The sequence below is a fragment of the Polaromonas sp. CT11-55 genome (assembly GCF_047303325.1).
Classification (GTDB): Bacteria; Pseudomonadota; Gammaproteobacteria; order Burkholderiales; family Burkholderiaceae_C; genus Polaromonas.
In genome coordinates this window covers 1-23971 of sequence record NZ_JBKBEX010000017.1, presented here as the reverse complement: position 1 = coordinate 23971, position 23971 = coordinate 1, and the positions used below count along the sequence as shown (strand labels likewise).

Annotated in this window: 24 protein-coding genes; 9 read left to right on the top strand and 15 right to left on the bottom strand. The window is 64.4% G+C overall.

Translation table 11 applies throughout. The annotated features are described in order from the left end of the window. Positions 1-13 precede the first annotated feature (13 nt). From ACEN8I_RS15890 to ACEN8I_RS15880, 3 genes are read right to left on the bottom strand one after another with little or no spacing between them, the layout of a single operon-like run. Complete coding sequence (locus tag ACEN8I_RS15890) at positions 14-745, bottom strand: molecular chaperone (protein ID WP_413329476.1); 732 nt, start codon at positions 743-745, stop codon at positions 14-16. Between the two features lie 2 nt (positions 746-747). After that, positions 748-1308 carry a hypothetical protein gene (locus tag ACEN8I_RS15885; protein WP_413329475.1) on the bottom strand — a complete coding sequence of 187 codons (561 nt, stop codon included), beginning with the start codon at positions 1306-1308 and terminating at the stop codon, positions 748-750. Positions 1309-1342: 34 nt separating this feature from the next. Then, a complete protein-coding gene (locus ACEN8I_RS15880; RefSeq protein WP_413329474.1) occupies positions 1343-1798 on the bottom strand; it encodes a spore coat protein U domain-containing protein in 456 nt (151 codons plus the stop codon). A 276-nt stretch (positions 1799-2074) separates the two neighbouring features. Here ACEN8I_RS15880 and htpG point away from each other — a divergent pair, with 276 nt between their 5' ends. Then, entirely contained in the window at positions 2075-3955 is a 1881-nt protein-coding gene (gene htpG, locus ACEN8I_RS15875; RefSeq protein WP_413329473.1) for a molecular chaperone HtpG, read from the top strand. Between the two features lie 22 nt (positions 3956-3977). Here htpG and ACEN8I_RS15870 read toward each other — a convergent pair whose 3' ends face one another. The 5 genes from ACEN8I_RS15870 to ACEN8I_RS15850 form a co-directional block, all read right to left on the bottom strand. Beyond that, positions 3978-5039, bottom strand: a complete 1062-nt coding sequence (locus tag ACEN8I_RS15870; protein WP_413329472.1) for a serine/threonine protein kinase — start codon at positions 5037-5039, stop codon at positions 3978-3980. Positions 5040-5112: 73 nt separating this feature from the next. Then, positions 5113-6222 carry a DUF2855 family protein gene (locus tag ACEN8I_RS15865; protein ID WP_413329471.1) on the bottom strand — a complete coding sequence of 370 codons (1110 nt, stop codon included), beginning with the start codon at positions 6220-6222 and terminating at the stop codon, positions 5113-5115. 71 nt (positions 6223-6293) lie between these two features. Continuing rightward, positions 6294-6710 carry an organic hydroperoxide resistance protein gene (locus ACEN8I_RS15860; protein ID WP_074579398.1) on the bottom strand — a complete coding sequence of 139 codons (417 nt, stop codon included), beginning with the start codon at positions 6708-6710 and terminating at the stop codon, positions 6294-6296. 65 nt (positions 6711-6775) lie between these two features. Beyond that, the gene (locus ACEN8I_RS15855; protein ID WP_413329470.1) at positions 6776-7225 is read right to left on the bottom strand and encodes a MarR family winged helix-turn-helix transcriptional regulator; all 450 of its coding nucleotides are present in this window, start codon (positions 7223-7225) and stop codon (positions 6776-6778) included. A 187-nt stretch (positions 7226-7412) separates the two neighbouring features. After that, positions 7413-7823 carry an RNA recognition motif domain-containing protein gene (locus tag ACEN8I_RS15850; protein ID WP_413329469.1) on the bottom strand — a complete coding sequence of 137 codons (411 nt, stop codon included), beginning with the start codon at positions 7821-7823 and terminating at the stop codon, positions 7413-7415. A gap of 276 nt (positions 7824-8099) precedes the next feature. On the opposite strand from ACEN8I_RS15850, the gene ACEN8I_RS15845 reads away from it, so the two are divergent. Continuing rightward, the gene (locus ACEN8I_RS15845) at positions 8100-9038 is read left to right on the top strand and encodes a class I SAM-dependent methyltransferase (RefSeq protein ID WP_413329468.1); all 939 of its coding nucleotides are present in this window, start codon (positions 8100-8102) and stop codon (positions 9036-9038) included. Here the strand turns inward: ACEN8I_RS15845 and pcaQ are convergent. Further along, positions 9035-9979, bottom strand: a complete 945-nt coding sequence (gene pcaQ, locus ACEN8I_RS15840) for a pca operon transcription factor PcaQ (RefSeq protein WP_413329467.1) — start codon at positions 9977-9979, stop codon at positions 9035-9037. The genes ACEN8I_RS15845 and pcaQ overlap by 4 nt on opposite strands. Before the next feature lie 153 nt (positions 9980-10132). Between pcaQ and pcaH the strand changes: the two genes are divergently transcribed. From pcaH to ACEN8I_RS15825, 3 genes are all read left to right on the top strand, one after another. Next, the gene (gene pcaH, locus ACEN8I_RS15835) at positions 10133-10849 is read left to right on the top strand and encodes a protocatechuate 3,4-dioxygenase subunit beta (protein WP_413329466.1); all 717 of its coding nucleotides are present in this window, start codon (positions 10133-10135) and stop codon (positions 10847-10849) included. A 22-nt stretch (positions 10850-10871) separates the two neighbouring features. Then, positions 10872-11462 carry a protocatechuate 3,4-dioxygenase subunit alpha gene (gene pcaG / locus ACEN8I_RS15830; RefSeq protein ID WP_413329465.1) on the top strand — a complete coding sequence of 197 codons (591 nt, stop codon included), beginning with the start codon at positions 10872-10874 and terminating at the stop codon, positions 11460-11462. An 83-nt stretch (positions 11463-11545) separates the two neighbouring features. Continuing rightward, positions 11546-11935, top strand: coding sequence for a VOC family protein (locus tag ACEN8I_RS15825; RefSeq protein ID WP_413329464.1), 390 nt, complete (start codon positions 11546-11548; stop codon positions 11933-11935). Between the two features lie 592 nt (positions 11936-12527). Here the strand turns inward: ACEN8I_RS15825 and ACEN8I_RS15820 are convergent. Then, positions 12528-13364, bottom strand: coding sequence for a siderophore-interacting protein (locus ACEN8I_RS15820; RefSeq protein WP_413329463.1), 837 nt, complete (start codon positions 13362-13364; stop codon positions 12528-12530). A 240-nt stretch (positions 13365-13604) separates the two neighbouring features. Between ACEN8I_RS15820 and purT the strand changes: the two genes are divergently transcribed. Next, on the top strand, positions 13605-14810 hold the full coding sequence (gene purT, locus ACEN8I_RS15815; RefSeq protein ID WP_413329462.1) for a formate-dependent phosphoribosylglycinamide formyltransferase: 1206 nt from the start codon (positions 13605-13607) through the stop codon (positions 14808-14810). Between the two features lie 16 nt (positions 14811-14826). Next, positions 14827-15903, top strand: coding sequence for a mechanosensitive ion channel family protein (locus ACEN8I_RS15810; protein ID WP_413329461.1), 1077 nt, complete (start codon positions 14827-14829; stop codon positions 15901-15903). Here the strand turns inward: ACEN8I_RS15810 and ddpX are convergent. Beyond that, positions 15900-16469 (bottom strand): D-alanyl-D-alanine dipeptidase, encoded by a 570-nt coding sequence (ddpX, locus tag ACEN8I_RS15805; protein ID WP_413329460.1) that lies wholly within the window; start codon positions 16467-16469, stop codon positions 15900-15902. The two genes, ACEN8I_RS15810 and ddpX, sit on opposite strands and share 4 nt — an antisense overlap. Before the next feature lie 8 nt (positions 16470-16477). Continuing rightward, the gene (locus ACEN8I_RS15800) at positions 16478-17977 is read right to left on the bottom strand and encodes an AMP nucleosidase (protein WP_413329459.1); all 1500 of its coding nucleotides are present in this window, start codon (positions 17975-17977) and stop codon (positions 16478-16480) included. 108 nt (positions 17978-18085) lie between these two features. Between ACEN8I_RS15800 and ACEN8I_RS15795 the strand changes: the two genes are divergently transcribed. Together ACEN8I_RS15795 and ACEN8I_RS15790 are read left to right on the top strand one after the other, a co-directional pair. After that, the gene (locus ACEN8I_RS15795) at positions 18086-19453 is read left to right on the top strand and encodes a S1 family peptidase (RefSeq protein ID WP_413329458.1); all 1368 of its coding nucleotides are present in this window, start codon (positions 18086-18088) and stop codon (positions 19451-19453) included. After that, positions 19450-20451, top strand: coding sequence for an FHA domain-containing protein (locus ACEN8I_RS15790; RefSeq protein ID WP_413329457.1), 1002 nt, complete (start codon positions 19450-19452; stop codon positions 20449-20451). The genes ACEN8I_RS15795 and ACEN8I_RS15790 overlap by 4 nt, the downstream gene beginning before the upstream one ends. 268 nt (positions 20452-20719) lie before the next feature. Here ACEN8I_RS15790 and ACEN8I_RS15785 read toward each other — a convergent pair whose 3' ends face one another. The 3 genes from ACEN8I_RS15785 to ACEN8I_RS15775 form a co-directional block, all read right to left on the bottom strand. Continuing rightward, complete coding sequence (locus ACEN8I_RS15785) at positions 20720-21361, bottom strand: hypothetical protein (protein ID WP_413329456.1); 642 nt, start codon at positions 21359-21361, stop codon at positions 20720-20722. 133 nt (positions 21362-21494) lie between these two features. Next, on the bottom strand, positions 21495-22865 hold the full coding sequence (gorA, locus tag ACEN8I_RS15780; protein WP_413329455.1) for a glutathione-disulfide reductase: 1371 nt from the start codon (positions 22863-22865) through the stop codon (positions 21495-21497). 53 nt (positions 22866-22918) lie between these two features. Further along, positions 22919-23809, bottom strand: coding sequence for a LysR family transcriptional regulator (locus ACEN8I_RS15775; protein ID WP_413329454.1), 891 nt, complete (start codon positions 23807-23809; stop codon positions 22919-22921). Positions 23810-23971 lie beyond the last annotated feature (162 nt).

Genomic DNA, 23971 nt, shown 5'->3' with positions numbered 1-23971 from the left:
ATGGGGCTTTCGGTCAAGGCAGGGTGATACTGGTCGTCTGGCTTTGCCCGTCGTCAAAGGTCACCACGAGCTTGGCTTCCCCCGCCGTGATCGCCTGCTCGCTTTTAAGGCCGACGAATTTGCTGGCGCCCGGCAGGATGTAGCTGCCGCCTTCGAACTTGGCCAAGGCCTGCTCACCCCGCATCAGCGTTGCTTCGCGGATCTGTGCATAGGCTGTGCCTGTGTTGCCGCACTGCAGGCTCACGGTTTTGGCTTCGGGGCGCTGGACCGTGCAGCTCACCTGGCGCTTGGCCGCGGGAGGGGTGATAAACACCGGCATGCTCAGGGCCAGCGCAATGGGAACCTGTATGCCCGGGGCGGACTGTATTTCCGGGACTTCGCGGATGATCATGCGATAGGTCAGCTGTCGGCTGGCGTCGGCCGGTTTTAACAGTGCCAGACGCACCACCTGCCGCGCTTTGGGGGCCAGCTTGATGATGGGCGGGGCCAGGATCAGGTCTTCAGTCAGCACCAATTCGTCGGTGCCGTCCGCCTTCTGGCTCCAGGTGTTGATATCGGCCTGCAGCACCACTTCGGTGTCCGCTTCGTTGGTCAGAGTGACAGCGATGGCGCGATCACGTGGCGTCATGTAAAGGCGCACCGGCGTCACGGAAAACACGCCGGCCGTGGCGGCGGCCCAGGGCGCCAGCAGGCTGAGCAGGAGAGCGTAGGTGACGAGGCTGCTTCGGCGCGGAGGGACGTTCATCCCTAGAAGGATACCAGCATCTCGATAGATTTCGGCTGGTTGCCTGCGTGGGCAAGGCGTACCGCCGTGAGTGTTCCCTTGACGTCCTGGAAGCGCAAACGGGCCTGCTTTTCGATCTCGGCGGCTTCCGGGCCCATGGCGTAACGCCGGCTTTCGAGTTCCCATCCGTCGTCGGCTTCATCGCCGGCCGAGGCCTGGCGCTGGTCATCCAGCCGGCAGGCCGTGCGGGACCCGGGATCGTTGCGGGAGGCCTCGCTGCGACAGTAATCGGGCAGCAGAGAGTCGCGGGTGGGGCGAAAGCCCGGCAGGAACCTGGCATTTCCCAAGGCGTTGGCATTGCCGGTCGGCGCGATGCTGACAAAAACATCGGTGTTGCAGCGCACCTGTACCGAACTACCGCCTGCACCCGCGCCGCTTGCACTGATGCAAGCGTTGCCGTTGCCGGTGGTGTTGCGTGGGTCGGTCAGCGTGATCTGGACCGAAAACTGCCCGGCCGCCGTGCCCGCATAACTGGCGGCGGCGGCCAGCAGCAAGGCAATACCAAGGGCGGCTTTGCGGGTCATGGCAGTGGTGCCTGGCATCAAGCCCGGGAGGGGCTCAGTAGGTGATGGTCAGCGTGCGGGATGCCGTGGCGTTGCAGGTGGCGGTGGCGCAAGTGCCCTGCTGGCCGCCGGCCATGGAGGCCTTGATGAGATAGTTGGTGGCTGCCGCGCCGGCAGTTTGCGAGCCGGTGATATCAGCCGTGTCGCCGGAATTGCGGATCACCAGGGAGTAGTCGAGGTTCACGCCTGCCATGGTGGCAGTCGCGCTGCCGATGCTCATGGTGTACGGCAGGGTGTTGGTGCACTGAACGGCAAACGGCGTGGTGACTGGCGTGGGAGCTGCGCCGAACGAGGTGTAGGCGAGGGTGAGGGTACTCGGTGCGGTTGAAATCTGGCATGCCGATGTCAGATTGATCGTGACATTGAAGTTGCCAGTAGCCGTAGCTGCCTGGGCGGGCACGGAGGCAATGGCGGCAAGACCGAGGGCGATTACTAAAATAAGCTTTTTCATGACTGTTCTCCGGTTGAATGAACGGGTTAACGGGGGGACAAAATGTGAAGGTGAATGGACTGTAACTAGGTATTTCAAAAAAAACGCACATTTGTAACCGTAACAGAGCACCGGAGTGGGGAATTTATCACGTCAGATCGTTGAAAAGATTGAGTTTATTCGTAAATGAATCCAAAAGAATTACACGTAACAATGGTAAATACGACCTCAAAGAAACAACTTCTCGCCTCGAGATAGTTGGTTTGTAACTAATCAGTAACAATCATGCCTCAGACCATGCAAAAACAAACCCTTTCCTTCCAGGCCGAGGTAGCGCAGCTGCTCAAGCTGGTCACGCACTCCCTCTACTCGAACCCCGAGATCTTTCTGCGCGAGCTGATTTCCAATGCGTCGGACGCCTGCGACAAGCTGCGCTTCGAGGCGCTCAATGACGCTGCGCTCTATGAGAACGATGCCGAACTCAAGGTGCGCGTGAGCTTCGACAAGGCCGCGAACACGCTGACCATCACCGACAACGGCATAGGCCTGTCGCAGCAGGAAGCCATCGACAACCTGGGCACCATCGCCAAGAGCGGCACGCGCGACTTCATGGCCAAGCTCTCGGGTGACCAGAAGAACGACGCCCAGCTGATAGGCCAGTTCGGCGTGGGTTTTTATTCGGGCTTTATCGTGGCGGACAAGATCACGGTGGAAAGCCGCCGCGCGGGCCTGCCGGCGGGCCAGGGTGTGCGCTGGGCCAGCGACGGCACCGGCGAGTTCGAGGTCAGCGAGATCGAACGTGCCGAGCGCGGCACCAGCATCATCCTGCACCTCAAGGAGGACTCGCTCGACTACCTCAATGCCTGGAAGCTCAAGGGCATCATCAACAAATACTCCGACCACATCTCGCTGCCCATCCTGATGCAGAAAGAGGAATGGAAAGAGGGCGAAAACGACCAGCCCGGCGAGATGGTGACGACCGGCGAGTGGGAAACCGTGAACCAGGCCGCGGCCCTGTGGACGCGCGCCAAGAAAGACATCACTCAGGACCAGTACGACGAGTTCTACCGCCAGCTCAGCTACGACAGCGAGGCGCCGCTGGCTACCACGCACAACCGCGTGGAGGGCTCGACCGAGTACACGCAGCTGCTGTTCATTCCGTCTAAGGCGCCCATGGACATGTTCAACCGCGACAAGGCCGCGGGCGTGAAGCTGTATGTCAAGCGCGTCTTCATCATGGACGACGCCCAGGCGCTGATGCCGACCTACCTGCGCTTCGTCAAGGGCGTGGTGGACTCGTCCGACCTGCCGCTCAACGTCTCGCGCGAGTTGCTGCAGGAAAGCCGCGCCGTCAAGGCCATTCGCGAAGGCTGCACCAAGCGCGTGCTGGGCATGATCGAGGACCTGGCCGCCAATGACGCGGAGAAGTTCAAGACCTTCTACGCCGAATTCGGCGCCGTGCTCAAGGAAGGCCTGGGCGAGGATTTCGCGAACCGCGAGCGCCTGGCCAAGCTGCTGCGTTTCGCCAGCTCAACGACGGACACCGTCAGCGTAGGTTTCGCCGACTACAAGGCCCGTATGAAGGAAGGCCAGGACGCGATCTACTACATCACCGCCGACACGCTGGCCGCGGCGAAGAACAGCCCGCAGCTCGAGATCTTCCGCAAGAAGGGCATCGAAGTGCTGCTGATGGCCGACCGCGTCGATGAGTGGGCGCTCAACTACCTGCACGACTTCGACGGCACGCCGCTGCAGTCGGTCGCCAAGGGCGCGGTGGACCTGGGCAAGCTGCAGGACGAGGACGAGAAAAAGGCCGCCGAAGAGGCGCAAACCCAGTTCAAGCCCATCCTCGACAAGCTCAAGGAGGCCCTCAAGGACAAGGCCAAGGACGTGCGCGCCACCACCCGCCTGGTCGACTCACCGGCCTGCTTGGTGGTGCAGGACGGCGACATGTCGACCCAGCTGGCCCGCATGCTCAAGCAGGCCGGCCAGGCGGTGCCCGAGGTCAAGCCCATCCTGGAAGTCAACGCTCAGCATCCGCTGGTCAAAAAGCTCGAAAGCGGCGAACACTTCGACGACCTCGCGCACATCCTGTTCGACCAGGCATTGCTGGCCGAGGGCGGCATGCCGAATGACCCGGCGGCCTATGTGCGGCGGGTGAACGCGTTGCTGGCCTGAGCGTCGCCGCGCCGTCTCCCGGCTAGACGACCAGCGGCGCTTCCTGCATGGCCTCGGTCTGCTCTTCGAGCATGTCGACCTGGCCTTTCCAGTAGTCGCTGGAGCCGAACCACGGGAAGTTGATGGGGAAAATCGGGTCGTGCCAGCGCTGCGCCAGCCAGGCGCTGTAGTGCACCAGGCGCAGGGTGCGCAGCGGCTCTATCAGCGCGAGTTCGCGCCGGTCGAATTCGCGGAACTCCTCGTAGCCGTCGACCAGCGCGCCCAGTTGCCGGGTGCTCTGGGCCCGGTCGCCTGAGACCAGCATCCACAAATCCTGCACGGCCGGGCCGCTGCGGGCGTCGTCGAGGTCGACAAAATGCGGCCCCGCCAGCGGCAGGCCTTCGGGCGTCCACAAGATATTGCCGGGGTGGCAGTCGCCGTGCAGGCGCAGGGTACGCACGTCGCCCACGCTCTCAAACACGGTTTGCGCCACCAGCATGGCTTCGTCAAAGGCCTTGCGCCAGCGCGACTCCATGTCCAGCGGGATGTAGCCGTGGGAGCCCGGGCCGCCGCCCAGCAGGATGTCGCGCGGGGCAAAGCCGAAGGTCTGCAGGTTGAGCGCGGGGCGATGGACAAAAGGTTTTGCGCTGCCCACGGTGTGTATGCGCGCCAGGAAGCGGCCTATCCATTCCAGCACCTCGAGGTTGTCGAGCTCGGGCCGGCGCCCGCCGCGGCTGGGCGAGACGCTGAAGCTGAAGCCGCCGAAGTGGTGCAGCGTGGCGCCTTCCAGCACCAGCGGGCCGACCACCGGGATTTCGGCCGCCATGAGCTCGGCCGCGAAGGCGTGCTCCTCGATGATTTGCGCGTCGCTCCAGCGGTCCGGCCGGTAGAACTTGGCGACCACCACGTCGCCCGCCAGCTCGGCTTCGCCGACGGGGCTTTCGAGGTGCACCTGGTAGACCCGGTTCTCGTAGCTGGACAGCGCCATCAGCCGGCCGTCGCCCAGCAGCCCCACGCTGGCCAGCGCGTCGAGCACGCGGTCAGGGGTCAGCGTCTCATACGCATGCAGCGCGGCGCTGGCAGGGGCTTGGCTTTTCTCGGTCATGCACCGATTGTCGGCGCAGTTGCCGGGCCCAGCCAGCGGGGGCTTGTAAATGGCTGTTCCCGCGAAGAGCTTTTCAGGGCAGCAGGATGTGGCCGGTGCGCGGGTCGCCCTTGCCGGCGAGCACCTCCTGGTACACCGCCTGCACGGCGGCCTGGCCGGCATGCCGCTGGGGGCTGAGCCAGGGCGGCTGGGTGCTGCCCACCTGCCGGGTGAAGTCCTGCCAGGCTTGCGCCAGCTTGCGGCCGAAGGCTTCCGCGCCCCACTCGGCGACGCGCTTTTTGACCTGGGCCGGCGCAAAAAACAGCACCGGCCTGGGGCCCGGCAAATCCCGGCTGCCGCCCTTGGCCGCGAGTTCGTCGACATGGGTGCCGCCAATGGAGCAGTTGTAGCGCAGCTGGCCGAAGCGGTTGTGGATGCGCTGGCGCAGGGGGGCGCTGCCCGCGAAGTCGACGTAGATGCAGGGCGTCTCGGCGGCCAGGCTGTCCAGCTGTTCGTAGCCCAGCACTTGGCTGTAGCAGCCCAGGCTTTCGCAGAAGGCCATGTTGCCCGGCGAGGTCAGGCCCACGACCGCCAAGCCGGCGCGCCTGGCGAGCTGAAAGGCCGTGCCGTAAGCGGTCTTGCTCGATGCGCTGGACAGCAGCAGGGTAGTGCCCCCGCCGAAAAAATCGTTGTCGGCCAGGAAATCGTCGATCAGGAAGGAGGTGATGAACAGCGGGCGCAGCAGCGACTGCACGTCTTCGGTGGCGGCGTCGTAAAACGGGTCCGTGCTGCAGCGCATGTACTGGTTGTAGACCACCGGCAGCGCCTGGCGGTGAGCAGCGCCGTCAAAAAAGCCCGCGGGCGTCACGCGCGCGGGCTGCACCACCAGCTCGCTGCCCATGGGGTAGTAGCCGTAAAACTTCTCGCCCACGGTGACACCCTCGCATAAGGACTCGACCACCGTGGCGAAACCCCATACCGGGATGCAGCCCCAGCTCTCCTCACCGGTTGGGAAGAATTGCCAGTAATTCATGGCCTCGCCAAAGGCCGCGTAGGTGATGTTGTTGGACGTGAGTGCGAAGGACTCGATGGCCAGCCGCACCTGGCCGGGCGCCAGCGGCAGGGAGGTGCCGGTTTCCCAGCGGGTTTCGGCGAGGGCGTCCTTGCGGACCTGGAAGTTGGAGGTGGGGGCTGCGGTACTCATGCGCCACACCGTAAATGAAACGGCCCACCGGTTCAACACCGGCGGGCCGCATTAGTGACACTGAGGCCTGATTACTTCAGGGTGATCACAACGTCGATATTGCCGCGCGTGGCATTGGAGTAAGGGCAGACCTGGTGGGCTGCGTCCACCAGCGCCTGGGCAGCGGCGCGGTCCATGCCGGGCAGGGTCACGTCCAGGCGCACGGCGATGCCGTAGCCGTTGGGGATCTTGCCCAGGTCGACGCTGGAGTCAATCGACACGTCGGCGGGCACGTCGATCTTCTTCATGCCGCCCACGGCCTTCATCGCGCCGATGAAGCAGGCTGCGTAGCCGGCCGCGAACAGCTGCTCGGGGTTGGTGCCGGTGCCCGAGGTGCCGGGCGAGCTCAGGGTGACGTCCAGGCGGCCGTCGTCGGTCTTGGACTTGCCGTCACGGCCGCCGGTAGTGTGGGCGTGGGCGGTGTAGAGAACTTTTTCGAGCGTGGTCATGGTGGCTTCCTTTGGAAAATACCCCGGTCAGGGGCGGGTTAAAAATCGGTGAAAAGTAAAACGGATCAGGCCGTGAGGCGCTTGCGGAAAGACTGGACTTGCTGCGTCAGCGACACCAGTTCGGGAATCGAGCATTGCGTGGCGCTCAGGATGCAGCCCGGGATCTTGGCGGCCTTGTCCTTGAGCTTGCGGCCCGCGGCCGTCAATGTGATGTGCACGCGGCGCTCGTCCTCCACGGCGCGCAGGCGCGAGACCAGCCCGGCCGCTTCCATGCGCTTGAGCAAAGGCGTCAGCGTGCCCGAATCGAGGTACAGCCGCTCGCCGAGCTCGGACACCGTGAGGCCGTCCTGCTCCCACAGCACCAGCATCGCGAGGTATTGCGGGTAGGTCAGTCCCAGATCCTCGAGCAGGGGCTTGTAGAGCTTGGTCATGGCCAGCGAGGTGGAATACAGCGCGAAGCACAGCTGGTTGTCCAGTTGCAGCATGGCGTCCACGGAGTCGGTTTTGTTTGGCATGGACGAATTATAGCTCACAATTAAATTGTGTACAAGTTAATTTGAAAAAGATGTTTCAGGGGCTGCGGGTGTGTGGGGCTTGGGCCTGCCGAAAGGGCTGCCCCAAAAGAAAAAGGCTCCAAAACCGAAGTTTTGAAGCCTTTGGTGCTTTGCTCAGCGCGAGGCTGAGTCAGCGGGATCGCAGGGCTTAGTAGCCGCCGCGGCCGCCGCCACCGCCACCACCGTAGCCGCCGCCACCGGAACGGCCGCCACCGCCGCCGCCGTAGCCGCCACCGCCGGAGCGATCGCCGCCACCGCCGCCGTAACCGCCACCACCGCCGCCGAAGCCGCCGGTGCGGGGAGGACGTGCCTCCATCGGACGGGCTTCGTTCACGGTGATGCTACGGCCGCCCAGGGACTGGCCGTTCATGCCGGCGATTGCGGCTTGTGCTTCGGCATCATTGCCCATTTCGACGAAACCAAAACCCTTGGAGCGACCGGTGTCGCGTTCCATCATGACTTTGGCGCTGGTAATGGAGCCGAAGGCGCCAAAAGATTGTTGCAGGTCTTCGTCGCGGACCGTGTATGGCAGATTGCCGACGTAAAGTTTATTGCCCATGGGGACTCCTAAAAACACATAAAAACAAAGCGATGGGGTCCCGAAAGCACAACAAACTCAAAAGTAACGCCGTAGCGCGCGAAACTGACCGATCACCAACTTGTGCGGGTGTTTTGCAACCCGTACTGCTCGATTATGCGCCCATAAGTGCCGAAACCCCTCTTTTAGTTTTTCTTTCCCCGGTTTTGCTCCCTTTCCCCCTGGAAGAGGGCGTGACGAAAAGGGCTTTGCGTTGGCTGGGGCCTGGCTCCAGGCCCTCCCACTAAACTCGGGGCCATGCAAACCCCCAGCAGCGCGCGCGCCGCAAAACCACACAAAGGCAATACCAGGCCCGCGCCCGCCGCACAGGTCATTGAAGAGCTGCGCCCCGGGCAGTCCATCGAGTTGCTGAAGGAACTGCACATCCTCACGCGCGAGGGCAAGCTCAACCAGGACACGCGGCGCAAGCTCAAGCAGGTTTACCACCTGTACCAGTTCATAGAGCCTTTGCTCAATGACGTCAACGAGGTGGCGGCACGCAAAGCCGGTTTCACCCTGGCCGACCACGGCGCCGGCAAGTCCTACCTGGGTTTCATCCTCTACGACCTGTTCTTCAACGTGGCGCACGCGGGCGAGCCCATGGACGGCCATGTCTACGGCATAGAAACCCGCGCCGAACTCGTCGACAAATCCCGCAGCCTGGCCGCGCGCCTCGGTTTTGCGCGCATATCCTTCCTGAATTTGACGGTGCAGGAGGCCACCACCTCGGACCAGTTGCCGGCCACCGTCGACATCGTCACCGCGCTGCATGCCTGCGACACCGCCACCGACGACGCGATTGCCTTCGGTCTGGCCAAAGGCGCGCGCCACATGGTGCTGGTGCCCTGCTGCCAGGCCGAGGTGGCCGGCGTGCTCAAGAAAAGCCGCGCGCTGTCGCTGGCCAAAACCCCGCTGGCCGAACTCTGGCGGCACCCGCTGCACACACGCGAATTCGGCAGCCAGATCACCAACGTGCTGCGCTGCCTGCAGCTCGAAGCCAACGGCTACCAGGTCACCGTGACCGAACTCGTGGGCTGGGAGCATTCGATGAAAAACGAGTTGATCCTGGCCAGCCGGCCCGCCCAGCCCCAGGCCGGCAAGACCCGCGCAGCGCAAGCGCGTTTGCGCGAGGTGCTCGATGAACTGGGGCTGCGCGAGCTGACCGCGCGCTTCGCCGTGCAGGCTGAAACGGCCTAAACCAGGCTGCGACGTTCCGCCGCCAACTGGCGAATGTTCGCGATCAGCGCCTGCTGCGCAGGCGTGGGCGCCATGTCGGCGCGCAGCGTGAGCCCCACCAGTTCCTCGGTGCCCGCCATGCTCACGGGCAGTTGCAGCAGCACGCCGCTGTCCAGCTCGGGCCGCACCGCGCCCAGCGGCGAGACCCAGACCGCATCGCTTTGCAGTGTGTAGCCGCGGGCGATGGACACCGACAGTGTTTCAATCGTGCGCGCCGGCAGGGCCAGGCCGCGCGAGAGGAAAAACCCATCCGCCGTGTGGCGAATCGCCGTGCCCTGCGTGGGCAGTAGCACTGTGAAGCCCTGCAGCGCCGCCAGCACGTCGGCTTTGGCGTCATCCTGTGCGAGCAGCGGATGGCCGGGCCGCACGGCCAGTACCAGCGGGTCGGCGTACAGGTGCTCAAAACTCAGGCCCAGCATATGGGCCGGCTCGGCGAAGCGGCCTATGACCAGGTCCAGCTCGCGCTGCCGCAGGCGCGCCAGCAGCTCGGGGTTGGCGCCTGTGTGTATGCGCAGGCTGGTGTAAGCGCCGTCCCCGGCCTCGGCATCCTGGCGCAGCAGCAGTTGCGGCATCAGCCAGGGCGCCACCGTGGGCAGCACACCGATCGCAACCACCGCATTGCCCTGGCGCCGCGTCTGCGCCACGCTGGCCACGGCCTCGCGCAGCGCGCTCACGCTGGCGCCGGCATGGCGCAAAAAGGCCTCGCCCTCGCGCGTGGGCACCGCGCCCCGGCGCCCGCGCTCAAACAGGCGCACGGCCAGCAGGTCTTCGAGTTCTTTCAGGGTTTTGGAGACGGCTGGCTGGGTGACGGCCAGCACGTCGGCCGCTTTTTGCAGGCTGCCGTGCTGCGCCACCGCCAGGAAGCACTGCAAATGCCGGTATTTGATGCGCTCATCGACCATGGCCTGAATTTACCCGCTATCGGCATACTTGGTTATGGATAAAGCGAAAAAATCTCAATATACATAACCATTCAGGGCGATTAAAGTCTTCCCTGCACCGGAAACTGCCTCAAAAGGCATCCAGGCCGCCCATCTGACCCACGGAGACATCCCATGAAACCCGACGACCTGAACAACAGCTTTCTCGCCCCGCGCGACTGGACCAGCCATTCGCCGCATATCTACCCCGGCTACAAATCCACGCTGCTGCGCGGCCCCAAGCAGCCGTTGGTGCCTATCAAGCAGGCGCTGGCCCAGCTCAACGCGCCGGTCTACGGCATCGAGCAGTTCGGCCCCCTGGACAACGACCTCACCAAAAACGCCGTCATGAATGGCGACCCGCTGGGCGAACGCATCATCGTCACCGGCCGCGTGACCGACGAAGACGGCCGGCCCGTGCGCAACACACTGGTGGAAGTCTGGCAGGCCAACGCGGCCGGCCGCTATGTGCACAAGGTCGACCAGCACGACGCGCCGCTGGACCCCAACTTCCTGGGTGCCGGCCGCTGCATGACCGACAACGAAGGCCGCTACAGCTTCAAGACCATCAAGCCCGGCGCCTACCCCTGGGGCAACCATCCCAACGCCTGGCGGCCTCAGCACATCCACTTCTCGCTGTTTGGCGACTACTTCGCGAGCCGCCTGGTCACACAGATGTATTTCCCCGGCGACCCGCTGCTGCGCTACGACCCCATGTACATGGGCGCGCCCGACAGCGTGCGCGACCTGATGGTCTCCAAGTTCAGCCTGGACGTGACCCAGCCCGACTACGCACTCGGTTATGTGTTCGACATCGTGCTGCGCGGCCCCAAGGCCACGCGTTTTGAATAAGTGGCGGAAGGACACCATCACCATGAGCCAGCTCAAGCAAACCCCTTCCCAGACCGTCGGCCCCTTCTTCGCCTACGGCCTCACGCCCACCCAGTACGGCTACGACCTCAAAAGCCTGTTCACGCCCGTGCTGGCCCAGCCCAAGGCCAAGGGCGAACACATACGCATCACCGGCCAGGTCTTTGACGGCGCCGGCAACGCGATCATGGACGCCATGGTCGAGATCGCCCAGCCCGACGGCAGCGGCCAGCCTGTCACATCGGTGGCGGACGCCGAAGCGCGCGGCTTCTCCGGCTTCGGCCGCTGCGGCACCGGCACCCTGCCGCAAAGCCATTACGAGTTCTTCACCGTCAAGCCCGGCGTTGAGGCACCAGGCCAGGCGCCTTTCATCAATGTCTGCGTGACCATGCGCGGCCTGCTGGTGCATACCTTTACCCGCATCTACTTTGAGGATGAAGCCGAAGCCAATGCCAAGGACGCGGTGCTGGCCAGTGTGCCGGCCGCGCGGCGCGCCACTTTGGTCGCCAAACGCGAGACGACGGGCGCCGGGCCGCAGTACCGCTTTGACATCCATATGCAGGGTGACAAGGAAACGGTGTTTTTCGACCTGTGAACGCGTGGGGGCTTGTGGCGCCCGCGTGTGACGGGCCGGGTGTGAAAGGTCTATAAAAGCGGTTTCCCCATAGGGAGACCTCTATGACCATTGAACTCGACCATTCCATCGTCTCGGCCCGCGACAAGGTGGCCTCGGCCCGGCAGCTCGCGGAGTTGCTGGGCGTACCCTGGGCGCCCACGGCGCTGGGGCCGTTCTCCGCCGTCTATGTCAACGAAGGCCTGACGCTGGACTTTATCGACACCGACGAAGACTTTCCCGTCCAGCACTTCTGCTTTCGTGTGAGCCCGCAGGAGTTCGATGCCATCCTGGCGCGCATCCAGGCGGCCGGCATTCCCTATCGCAGTACGGTGCGCGGGCCCATGGACCATCAGGTCGACACGCAGTTCGGCGGCAAGGGTGTTTACTGGAACGAGCCCGAAGGCCACCAGTGGGAGATGCTCACCGTCAGCTATGCGAGGCAGGCGGGGTAGATTTTGACGCCTCGCTCCTGCGTCGCTTACGATGGCTCTCCTATGTTCCATCAAGAAGACGGGGCTACCGCAACCACCTGTCTAGTCCGAGGCCTATGCATAAGACGCTCACAGTTCGAACTAACGGCTTGTTCATTCTTCTGTGGGGCCTACTGACTATCGCTAGCTTCTCGATTGGAAAAGCCCCGGCTTTGCAGGTGATTTATCTATTCGCGTTGATAGGATTTGCTGTCGGGGTGCTGCAATCTCTTGCCATGCATTCTTCGCCGGACACGTTCTTGGTAACCAAAACATCTACAGACGTTAAGCGAGCATTGGTTTCATCGACATTCGGAAAGGCATCTTTCGCCGTACATTGGATTTCGGTGCCGGCGCTTTTCTGCTTGCTATGGTTTTACGAGGAATTGGCATCGGCACAAACAATCGCTGGCTCATATTTGTCCCTGCTTTTTGCCAGAGAATTGGCATCTTTCCCGGGGGTGTTGTTTCTTGCCCGGTATCGCAACAGGTCATAGCGCCTCACTCATCGAGTCACTGTGCCCAAGGCCGGCCGCGATGCCTTGTTGCATGCAGCCCTGCAGGACTCACCGGCTCAATCCTCACCGTAATCATGGTCCGGATGGTTCACCGTCCCCAGCTTCCAGTAACCGCGCCCCACAATGCGGCTACGCTCCACACCCAGCTCTTCAATCAGCAACTGGCGTAGGCGCCGCATAGCCGCGGCCTCACAGGCCAGATAGATGCGGGCATCCGCAGCGGGCGCGCCGGCCTGGCGCAAGGCCGCTTCCAGCGCGGTGCCGGCCTTGTTGTTGTCGGCGCCGCGCGCCACCCAGCGGGCGTCCACGTTCGCGGCGCTGTGCAGCGGGCGTTTTTCGGCTGCGTCCACCACTTCAACCAGCACCTGTGCTTGTGCGCTGGCGGGCAAGGCGGCCAGGATGGTTTCAAACGCGGGCAGGGCGCTGTCGTCGCCTATCAGCAGGTGGACCGGCGCGTCCAGCGCGAGTTTGTAGCCGGGGCCCGGCCCCATCAAGAACAGCACCTGGCCGGTTTGCGCCTGCGCGGCCCAGGTGGATGCGGGGCCGTCGCCGTGCAGCACAAAGTCGACGTCGACCTCATGTGCGTCCGCGCGCACGGCCAGCGGCGTGTAAGTGCGCATGGACTTCGGCCTGGGGCCGTCGGGCAACGGGCGCTCCGGCTCGGTCTGGCCGGGCTCGGGAAATATCAGCTTCATATAGCAGGCCGGGTCGTTGACCTCAAAGCCTTCAAGCTCGGCGCCCTGCAGCGTGATGCGGCGCATCAGCGGGCTCAAGGTCTGCACGCGGGTGACCTGCACGCGGCGCGGCGGACGGCGTTTGCGCGGTGCGGCCTCGGGTGCAGGGGTAGCGGCCGAAGTGGAGGGTGAAGCGGGTGTGGCGGGTGTGGCGGACATGTTGTCTTTCAAGAGGAGGGACCGCGCATTGGCTGCCGTTTGGCCCTCAGGTTTCTTATTGAGAATAATTATCATCTGACGGCAATGTCCGTTGCAGGGCAAGGGCAAAGCAAGCAGCCGTCCTACCCGGCGGCGCCGGACGAGTGCAGTAAAGTAAGCCCAAGCGGTGCGCGGGTGCTTGCCCCTGCGGCCGCCGCTTCCCTCCCCACTTCCCCCTGGCGCTTACCCATACCTATATCTATGACAACTTTCGGAACCCCCTTGTCCCCCCACGCCACCAAAGTCATGCTGCTCGGCTCCGGCGAGCTGGGCAAGGAGGTGCTGATCGCGCTGCAGCGACTGGGCGTGGAGACGATTGCCACCGACCGTTATGAGAACGCGCCCGGCCAGCAGGTGGCCCACCACGCACGCACCATCACCATGAGCGACCCGGCCCAGCTCAAAGCCTTGATCGAAAAAGAAAAGCCCGACCTGGTCGTGCCCGAGATCGAAGCCATTGCCACGGCCATGCTCGAGGAGCTCGAAGCCGCCGGCACGGTGCGCGTGATCCCCACGGCCCGCGCCGCGCGCCTGACCATGGACCGCGAAGGCATACGCCGCCTGGCCGCCGAAACTTTAGGCCTGCCGACCAGCCCCTATGTGTTCTGCGATTCGCTGGAAGAGCTGCAGGCCGCGATTGATTCGACCACCGGCTACCCCTGCGTCGTCAAACCGGTGATGAGCTCCTCGGGCAAGGGCCAGAGCAAGATCTCCGGCCCCGCCGACGTGAAAAAAGCCTGGGACTACGCCATGGCCGGTGGCCGCGTGAGCCATGGCCGGGTGATCGTCGAGGGTTTTATCGACTTCGACTATGAAATCACCCAGCTCACCGTGCGCGCCCTGGGCGCCGACGGCAAGGTGGAAACCCATTTCTGCGAACCCATAGGCCATGTGCAGGTCAGCGGCGACTATGTGGAAAGCTGGCAGCCGCATCCCATGCGCCCCGCCGCGCTGCAAAAATGCCGCGAGATCTGCAAGGCCGTGACCGACAACCTGGGCGGCCAGGGCCTGTTCGGCGTGGAGCTGTTCGTCAAGGGCGAGGACGTCTGGTTCAGCGAAGTGAGCCCGCGTCCGCACGACACCGGCATGGTGACGATGTGCACGCAATGGCAGAACGAGTTCGAGCTGCATGCGCGCGCCATCCTGGGCCTGCCGGTCAACACCGCGCTCAAGAGCCCGGGCGCCAGCGCCGTGATTTACGGCGGCGTCGATGCCCAGGGCATCGTCTTCGACGGCGTGGCCGAGGCGCTGCGCGTGCCCAACTCCGACATCCGCCTCTTCGGCAAGCCCGAGAGTTTTGTGAAACGCCGCATGGGCGTGGCGCTGGCCTTTGATGCCGACGTCGAAACCGCGCGCATCAACGCCAAAACCGCCGCGGCCCTGGTCCGGCCGCGCAAGGCCGGTTGAAAGAAGCTTTCCACGGATGAATATCGGCGATCTTCATCTCCTGGAAGACACCGCCTGGCGCGTGTTGTTCTCGGCCGTCGTGGCCGTGGTGCTGGCCCTGGTGGTGCACCGCGTCGGCGCCGCGGTGATCTGGCGCCTCACGCGCAAGCTGCCCATCTCCAGCGCGGTGGCGCGCCGCAGCTGGCGGCCCTCGCGTTTCGCCTTGCCCCTGATCGCGCTGCAGGCCGTCTGGCAGGCGGCGCCCGATGCGCTGCCGCTGATCTACCAGGTGCGCCACGGCAATGCCCTGCTGCTGCTGGCCACCCTGACCTGGCTGGCCCTGCGCGCCATCGACGGCGTGGCGCAAGGCGTGATCGGCCAGCATTCGGTCGAGGTCGAAGACAACCTCAATGCGCGCCGCATCCACACCCAGACGCGGCTGCTCGCGCGCACCGCCGGCTTCATGGTGCTGGTGGCGGGACTGTCGCTGATGCTGATGACTTTCCCGGGCGCGCGGCAGCTGGGCGCCAGCCTGCTGGCCTCTGCCGGCGTGATCGGCATCGTCGCCGGTATCGCGGCCCGGCCGGTGTTCAGCAACCTGATCGCCGGCCTGCAGCTGGCGCTGGCCCAGCCCCTGCGCATCGACGATGTGCTCATCGTGCAGGGCGAGTGGGGTCGCGTCGAGGAAATTACCGGTACCTATGTGGTGCTCAAGATCTGGGACGAGCGGCGCATGATCATCCCGCTGCAGTGGTTTATCGAGAACCCCTTCCAGAACTGGACGCGCAACAGCGCCCAGATCATAGGCACGGTGTTTATGTGGGTGGACTACCGCATGCCGCTGGAGCCGCTGCGCCAGGCCGCGCGCCGCGCCTGCGAAGCCGCGCCCGAATGGGACAAGCGTTTGTGCCTGCTGCAGGTGGTGGAAGCCGGCGAGCGCAGCATGCAGTTGCGCGTGCTGGTGACCTCGGGCAACTCGGGCCTGAACTGGGACTTGCGCTGCAAGGTGCGCGAGGCCCTGGTGGATTTCATGCAGCGCGAGTACCCGCAGTTCCTGCCGACGATGCGGGCCGAGATCACGCAGGGCGGTGAAGCCCTCAAGCCCGGCGCTTAGGCCGCGGCGTCCAGGCAGCCGGCAAACACCGCGCTGCTGACCAGCTCGAACTCCTTGGCCTCGGGCAGCTGGTAATGCCACCATTCCACGGGGTGGTGCACAAAGCCGGCCTCCAGCATGATGGTCAGCAGCTTCATTCGGTTGAGCTGCACCGCGGCCGAAAGGTCGGCGTAGAAGTGGTGCGAGGCTGGCGTCATGGTGTCCACCGGCGTGCCCATGTCCAGCTCATGGCCCTGGTCGTCCAGCAGGGTCAGGTCCACCGCCACGCCGCGTGTGTGGTTGGAGCCCTTGGCCGGGTCGGCCACATAACCTGGCACGGGCAGCACCGCCCACAGCGCTTCCTGCGCCTCGTGCGGGCGGAAGGCGTCAAAAATCTTGAGCTTGAAGCCAAAGGCGCGCGCGCCCGCCACCGCGCGCCGCAGGCAGGCCTCGGCCTCGGGGTGCAGAAAGCAGAGCTTGTGGCCGTAGATCACCTGGCCGGTGAAGTTGTCGGGCCGCGCGTACATCATGTCGATCACGACATCGTGCGTGGCTTCCCGGATCTGGACGAGGGGCGCTGGGGTCATGGCCCGGTTTACTGGAAAGCCACTTCCGAAAAACTGCGCAGCTTGCGGCTGTGCAGCTGCGTGATGCCCTCGGCGCGCAGCAGCTCGATGGCGCGTATGCCTATGCGCAGGTGCTGGTCCACGCGTTCGCGGTAGAAGTGGTTGGCCATGCCGGGCAGCTTGATCTCGCCGTGCAGCGGCTTGTCGCTCACGCACAGCAGGGTGCCGTAGGGCACGCGGAAGCGAAAGCCGTTGGCCGCGATGGTCGCGCTTTCCATGTCCAGCGCCACTGCGCGGCTCTGGCTGAAGCGGCGCTGCGGCTGGTTGCCCGGCAGCAGCTCCCAGTTGCGGTTGTCGGTGGAGGCCACGGTGCCGGTGCGCATGATGCGCTTGAGGTCGGGCCCGACCGCATGGGTCACGTCGGCCACGGCTTTTTCGAGCGCGACCTGGATTTCGGCCAGTGCCGGAATCGGCACCCACAGCGGCAACTCCTCGTCCAGCACGTGGTCTTCGCGCACATAACCGTGTGCCAGCACGTAGTCGCCCAGCTGCTGGCTGTTGCGCAGGCCCGCGCAGTGGCCCAGCATGACCCAGGCGTGCGGGCGCAGCACGGCGATGTGGTCGGTGATGTTCTTGGCGTTGGCTGGGCCCACGCCGATGTTGACCATGGTGATGCCGCTGTGGTCGGCGCGCAGCAGGTGGTAGCCCGGCATCTGCGGCAGGCGCGGCGGCGGCACGCCGAGCTCGTCGCCCTCGGCGGCGGGCAGGCCGGTGCGCCGGGTCACTACATTGCCGGGTTCGATGAAGGCGATGTATTCGCTGTTGGGGTCGGCCATGGCCTCGTGGCCCAGGCGCACGAACTCGTCGATGTAGAACTGGTAGTTGGTGAACAGCACGAAATTCTGGAACCAGTGCGGCGAAGTGCCGGTGTAGTGGCGCAGGCGCTGCAGCGAATAGTCGACGCGCGCCGCGGTGAACAGCGCCAGCGGCTGCGGCTCGCCGGGCAGGGGCTCGTAAGTGCCGTTGGCGATGCCGTCGTCCATCGCGCTCAGGTCGGGCAGGTCGAACACATCGCGCATCAGCATGCGGCGCGCGGCCGTCATGCTGCCTTCGATGTGGTCGTTCTCCGCGAACGAAAAGTGGATGGGAATCGGCTGCGCGCTGGTGCCGACTTCGAGCTCCACGTCATGGTTCTGCATCAGCAGGCGGAATTGCTCGAGGTAATAGTTGCCAAAAAGATCGGGCCGCGTCAGCGTGGTTTCAAAGCGGCCGGGCCCGGCCACAAAACCGAAGCTCAGCTGAGCGATGTCCGGCGTCTCCAGGATGGCGCGCGCCACCGTGTCGGTGTGTATGCGCACAAAAGGGTAGCAGGCGCGCACATGGCCTGGCAGGGTTTCGCCGGCCACGTAACGCTGCATCGCGTCACGCAAATGGGCGATCTGCTGGTCGTAAATCGCGCGGACCTGGGCCAGTGCTGCGGCCGGGTCGCTGTAACGGGTGGGGGCGATAAAGGGAGGGAGATAGGGCATGAAGGGCTGGCCTGTCTTTCTGCTGTGTAGGGGGTGTACTGTGTATGTTGCCATTGTGCGGCAACTCCCCGGAAGCCGTTCTTCATCTTCAGACCCTAGAATGCGTCGATGACTTATTCCAGGCCCTTTGGGCAACTCTTTGGGCCGTCGTGCGCGATGTGGGGCGCCTTCGTTCTCCTGGGGGCTTTGTGCCTTCAGGCCGTCCATGCCCAGGCCCCCGCGCCTGCGCGCGGCGCCGCCGCGGCGCCGGCCCAGATTTCCCGCGACGCCCAGCGCGCTTACGAGACCACGCGCGACAAGCTGGTGCAGATACGCACCCTGCTGCGCAACTCCAACACCCAGGCCAGCGTGGGTTCGGGCTTTTTTGTCTCGCCCAACGGCCTCATCATCACCAACTTCCACGTGGCCAGCCAGCTCGCGCTGGAGCCCGAGCGCTACCGCGGCGTCTATGTGCCGGTGGACGGCAAGGAGGCCGAGGTCGAGCTGCTGGCCTTTGACGTGCGCAACGACCTGGCTCTGCTGCGCGTGAAGACGCCGGCCTCGGGCGCGACACCGCAGCTGGCCTTTCGCGGCGCCGACCGCCCGCTGGCGCGCGGCGAGCGCATCTATTCGCTGGGCAACCCGCTGGACATAGGTTTTGCCGTCACCGAAGGCACTTACAACGGCCTGGTGCAGCGCAGCTTTTACCCGCGCATTTTTTTCGGCGGCGCGCTCAACCCCGGTATGAGCGGCGGCCCGGCGCTTGACGACGCGGGCCAGGTGGTCGGCGTCAATGTCTCCAAGCGGCTGGACGGCGACTTGCTGAGCTTTTTGATCCCCGCCGAATTCGCCCAGGCCCTGCTGGCCAGGGCGGCCACGGCCCAGCCCATCACCAAGCCCGCGCACGCCGAGGTCGCGCGCCAGCTCGGCGAGCACCAGGCCCTGCTGACGCAGCGTTTCACCGCCCAACCCCTGACCGCGCAAAAGCACGGCGGCTACAGTGTGCCGGTGCCCGACGACGCGCTGGCCCGCTGCTGGGGCCGCGGGCGCGAACCCGACTTCAAGGCCTTCGACCTGGAACGCACCGACTGCCAGATCGACAGCCATGTGTACGCCGGCGACTTCAACACCGGCTACATACGCCTGCGCTACGAGGCCTACAACGCGCCCAAGCTGGGGCCGCTGCGCTTTTCCGCGATGTATTCGCAAAGTTTTGGCAATGAATACTTCGCCACACGCGGCTCGCGCAAGGCCACGCCCGCCGAATGCTCGGAACGCTTCGTCGAGACCGGCGGCATGCCCATGCGCGCCGTGGTCTGCATGAGCGCCTACCGCAAGCTGACCGGGCTTTACGACGTGTCGGTGCTCACCATGTCGGTCAACCAGTCCACGCGCGGCGTGCAGGGCCGCATGGATGCGCAGGGCGTGAGTTTCGAGAACGGCCTCAAGCTGGTCGCGCATTACCTCGCCGGCTTCAAGTGGGAGGCCGCCAAATGAGCGCCACCCCTATCCTGGGCCTGCTGCAGGCCACCGACCGAACCGGCGCCCTGGTCGGCCGCCTCGAAGTGCGGCACTGGCCCGTCACCGTGGGGCGCGCGCTCACATGCGACCTGGTGCTGGACGACAGCCACGTGGCCGGCGAGCATTTGCGTATCAGCCGCACGCCCGAAGGCGGCGTCAGCGTGCAGGTGCTGGACAGCGTCAACGGCGTGGCCCTGGGCCGCGCCCGCCATGGCCAGGGTGCGCAGTTCGACTGGCCGGCGGGCGAGGCGCTGGCCCTGGGCCGTCTCAAGCTGGGCCTGCGCCTGGCCGAGGCGCCGGTGGCGGCCGAGGAGTTGCTGCCGCATTTCCCCTGGCGCACCACCGGCTGGACACTGCTGGCCCTGGCCGGCATGTTGGCCCTGGTGCTGGGCCAGTCCTGGCTCACGCTGACCGAGCCTTCGCAGCTTGCGCGGCAACTGCCCGGCCTGCTGGGCGGGGTGGTCCTGGCGGTCAGCGTCTGGGCCGGGCTGTGGGCGCTGGCAACCAAGCTGTTCACCGGCCACCTGCAGTTCTGGCGCCATGTGCGCATCGCCTGCTTCAGCTCGCTCGCGGTGCAGGCGGTGTCCACCCTGGCCGGCCTGCTGGCCTTTATGTTCTCGCTCGAAAGCCTGGCGCGCTTTGAGGGCCTGATGCTGCTGTTGGGCGCCGCCGCCGGCATCTATGTGCACCTCACCGTCATCGCGCCGCAGCGCCGCCGCGGCCTGGCCGCGCTGGTGGCCGGCATCGCCGTGCTCGGCACGGTGGCCTTGCTGGGCACCAACTGGCTGCAGAACAAACGCCTGTCCAACAAGCTTTACCTGTCCACGCTGTACCCGCCTTCATTGCGCGTAGCGCCCGCGGTGCCGGTGGCGCAGTTTCTGGATGAGGCCGGGTCTATTCGCAAACGCCTGGATGAACGCCTGAAGGACCGGGAACCCGATGCCGACACGCCGGAAGACCCGGATGCTGACTAGTATTTATTGATGATCGTTCCCAGCGTCCATTCGCAATATGCTCATCGATTTTCTTCGTTGCATTTGCGCAAGCCTCTTGCTCGGTGTTGCCAAGCGTCGGATAGGTGGAATGCCGGACCAGCGGATAAAGCTTTTTCGGGCGTGAGCTGCCTGGCGAACTGCCTGCGTATCCGCTCCCGCCCGGATATCCGCCCGCGGTCGCCAAAGAACCATCTAGCTTTGCCACACGGGTATTCGAGGAGTCAACGTATGTCGACGGCTGTGCCGGCTACGGCGCGACAGGTATTGCGCTTCTTGCCGATGGATTGTCAATTGCCTGAGGCACCGCGCTGAGGCCGCCGTGCTTGAGTGCCTGGTTGGCCGCGGCGGAACGCGCCACGCTCAACAAAACTTTCCCGAATGCGGCGATTGTTTCCCTATCCTGCTGCCGTGCGCGTTCAAGGAACTCCTGTCTTGAGATTTCGGCCTGCTTCTCGATGTACGTCTTCCACGTGTACATCGTGTACTGTGTCTCTTCGGGAGTGATTGCAAACGGGACTCCGGCCGGCTTGGTGTCGAACTCCTGCTGGCGTTTCGGATCGCGAAAGAAAAAAACATCCTTGCGGTAGCCGCCCACCATCGCGCCCTTGGCCAACAGCAATGCGGCAAGATCCGGTGCCATAGGGTTGATCGCGGCGCTCTCGATCGCAAAATCCAATGGCAGGGCTACTTTAGAGCCCGACGAGTTGCACCCGATGTTGACGTCATTTGTTTGGGCAATCAGGCTGACGGCTTCGTCATATGAGCGCTTGCTCATCATCGCCTTGCACAAAGGATTAAGCTGCGCCCAGGAAGATGTACAAGCCGCAACGGTTGCACTGAATGCGACGAACCTTATCAAATTCTGGATGTTGAAAATCAAACTACCCATGTTGCTTGCGCTCCTGGATGATCGAGGACAGAACTGTGCGTGCATCGCGCCCGTTCGTTAGTGTATCGCTTCGTTTTTGTGAAACTCAAGCGACGAACCATCGATTTATTTCACCCGAGGATCAAACACAGCACTAGGTACTGACTGGCTCCCGCATCGTCACAAACTCTTCCGCCACGGTGGGGTGAATCCCAATCGTGCTGTCAAAAACCGCCTTGGTCGCCCCAGCCTTCATGGCCACGGCCAAACCCTGCACGATTTCGCCGGCGTCCGGGCCCACCATGTGCAGTCCCACCACGCGGTCGGTGGCGTCTTCGACCAGCAGCTTCATCAGCGTGCGTTCGGTGCTGCCGCTCAGCGTGTGCTTGAGCGCCTTGAAGTCGGCGCGGAACACCGTGACCTTGCCGAATTTGGCGCGCGCGTCGGCTTCTGAATAACCGACGGTGCCGATGTTGGGATGCGTAAAGACGGCGGTCGGCACAAACTCATAACTCATGTTGCGCGGCTTCTTGCCGGCGGCCGGCCCGAAGAGCTGATCCACCACCACCATGGCTTCGCCCAGCGCCACCGGCGTCAGCTGCATGCGTGCCGTCACGTCGCCCAGCGCATAGATCGAGGGCACCGATGTCTGGTAGTGCTCGTTGACCTGTATCGCGCCGGCGGCGTTGACCGCCACGCCCACGGTTTCCAGGCCTATGCCGTTCGCATTCGGCACGCGGCCCGTGGCGTAAAGCACCGCGTCCACTTCCAGGCCGGCGGCGCCGTCCTTGAACTCGACCTGCAGGCCGGTGTCGGTCTTGGTGATGGCGCTCACTTCGCTGCCGAGCCGCAGCGTGATGCCGGTCTTGCCCATCTCGGCCGCGATAAAGCGGCGCACGTCCTCGTCAAAACCCGTGAGCAGCATGTCGCGGCGGTGCACCTGCGTCACTTCCGAGCCCAGGCCGTTGAAGATGGACGCGAACTCGCAGGCGATGTAACCGCCGCCCACCACCATCAGGCGTTTGGGAAAAGGGCTGAGGTCGAACATATGGTCCGAGGTCAGCACATGCTCGCGGCCCGGCAGCGCGGGCACGGTGGGGGTGCCGCCGGTGGACACCAGGATGTGTTTGGCGGTGAACTTCCGGTCGTCGACTTCGATGGTGTGCTCGTCGAGCAGCCGGGCCCAGCCCTTGATGATCTTCACGCCCGCGCTTTCGAGCAACTGCACATACACGCCGTTAAGCCGCGAGATCTCGCGCGCACGGTTGGCTTTCAGGATGTCCCAGTCGAACACCGGCTTCTCGCCGACCCAGCCGAAGCCATGCGACTCCTCAAAGCTGTCGCCGTAGTGGGCGGCGTAGCTGTAAAGCTTTTTCGGGATGCAGCCCACGTTCACGCAGGTGCCGCCCATGGCCGCGACCTCGGCCAGGCCCACGCGCGCGCCGCGCTGGGCCGACATGCGCGCGGCGCGCACGCCGCCGCTGCCGCCGCCGATCACAAAGAGGTCAAAGTCAAATGTCTGCATGCGCTGTGTTCCTTCGTATCTTCTTCTCTTACCTGGTGCCTGAATGCCGTCCCTCAAGGCTGGAACTCCTTGAGTTCCTTTTTCATCCACTCAATAAACACCCGCGTGCGCATGGGCAGCAGCCGGGCGTGCGGGTAAACAATGTTGATGGGCCGAGGCGGTGGCTCGAACTCCTCCAGCACGGTGCGCAGCTGTTTGGTCTGCAAATACGGCGCCACCTGGTAAGAGAGGAACGAGCCAAAACCCGCGCCCGCCGCGCAGGCCGCCACGGCCGGCGCGATCTGGTTGAACTCCAGATTACCACTGACCGCCAGGCGCAGCGGCTTGCCCTGGTCTATGAACGGGCCCCATGTGGGGGAATGGTCGGTCACGCGCACGCAGTTGGCCTTGAGCAGGTCTTTCGGATGTTGGGGCACGCCGTGGCGGCGCAGCCAGGCCGGGCTGGCCACCACCAGGCGGCGTATCTGGCCCACCTGCTGCGCCACCAGGCTGGAGTCCTCGGGCTCGCCTATGCGTATGCCCACGTCTATGCCTTCTTCCAGCAGGTTGACCACGCGGTCCAGCAGCACCATGGAGCAGCGCATCTTCTCGTGCTGCTGCACAAAACGCGTGACGGCGGGCGCCACATGCATTTGCCCGAACAGCATGGGCGCGGTAATGGTCAACTGGCCCGCGGGTTCGGCCGCGTCGGCCGAGAGTGCCGACTCGGCATCGGCCAGCGCGGCCAGCAACTGGCGGCAGCTTTCCAGGTGGCGCCGGCCTTCCTCGGTCAGCGAGATGCGCCGCGTCGTGCGGTTGAAAAGCCGCACGCCCAGCTGCGCCTCAAAACCCGCCAGCGTGCGCACCATGGCCGGCAAGGAGGACTCCATGACCTGGGCCGCGGCCGTGAGGCTGCCTTGCTCGGCAATGTGGATAAAGGCCTGCATGGCTTTGAGTTTGTCCATGAGCGGGATGCTACGCCTGTGGCGGCCATTAATCCAGTTAATGGATTAGTTAAATGCAAGTTTGGTCATTTATTCAGAATATCGGTTCAAACAGAATCCATCCCAGAGATTCTTCATTGCAACCCACCGAAAGCCCGCCATGAGCACACCCGCCGCCAAAGC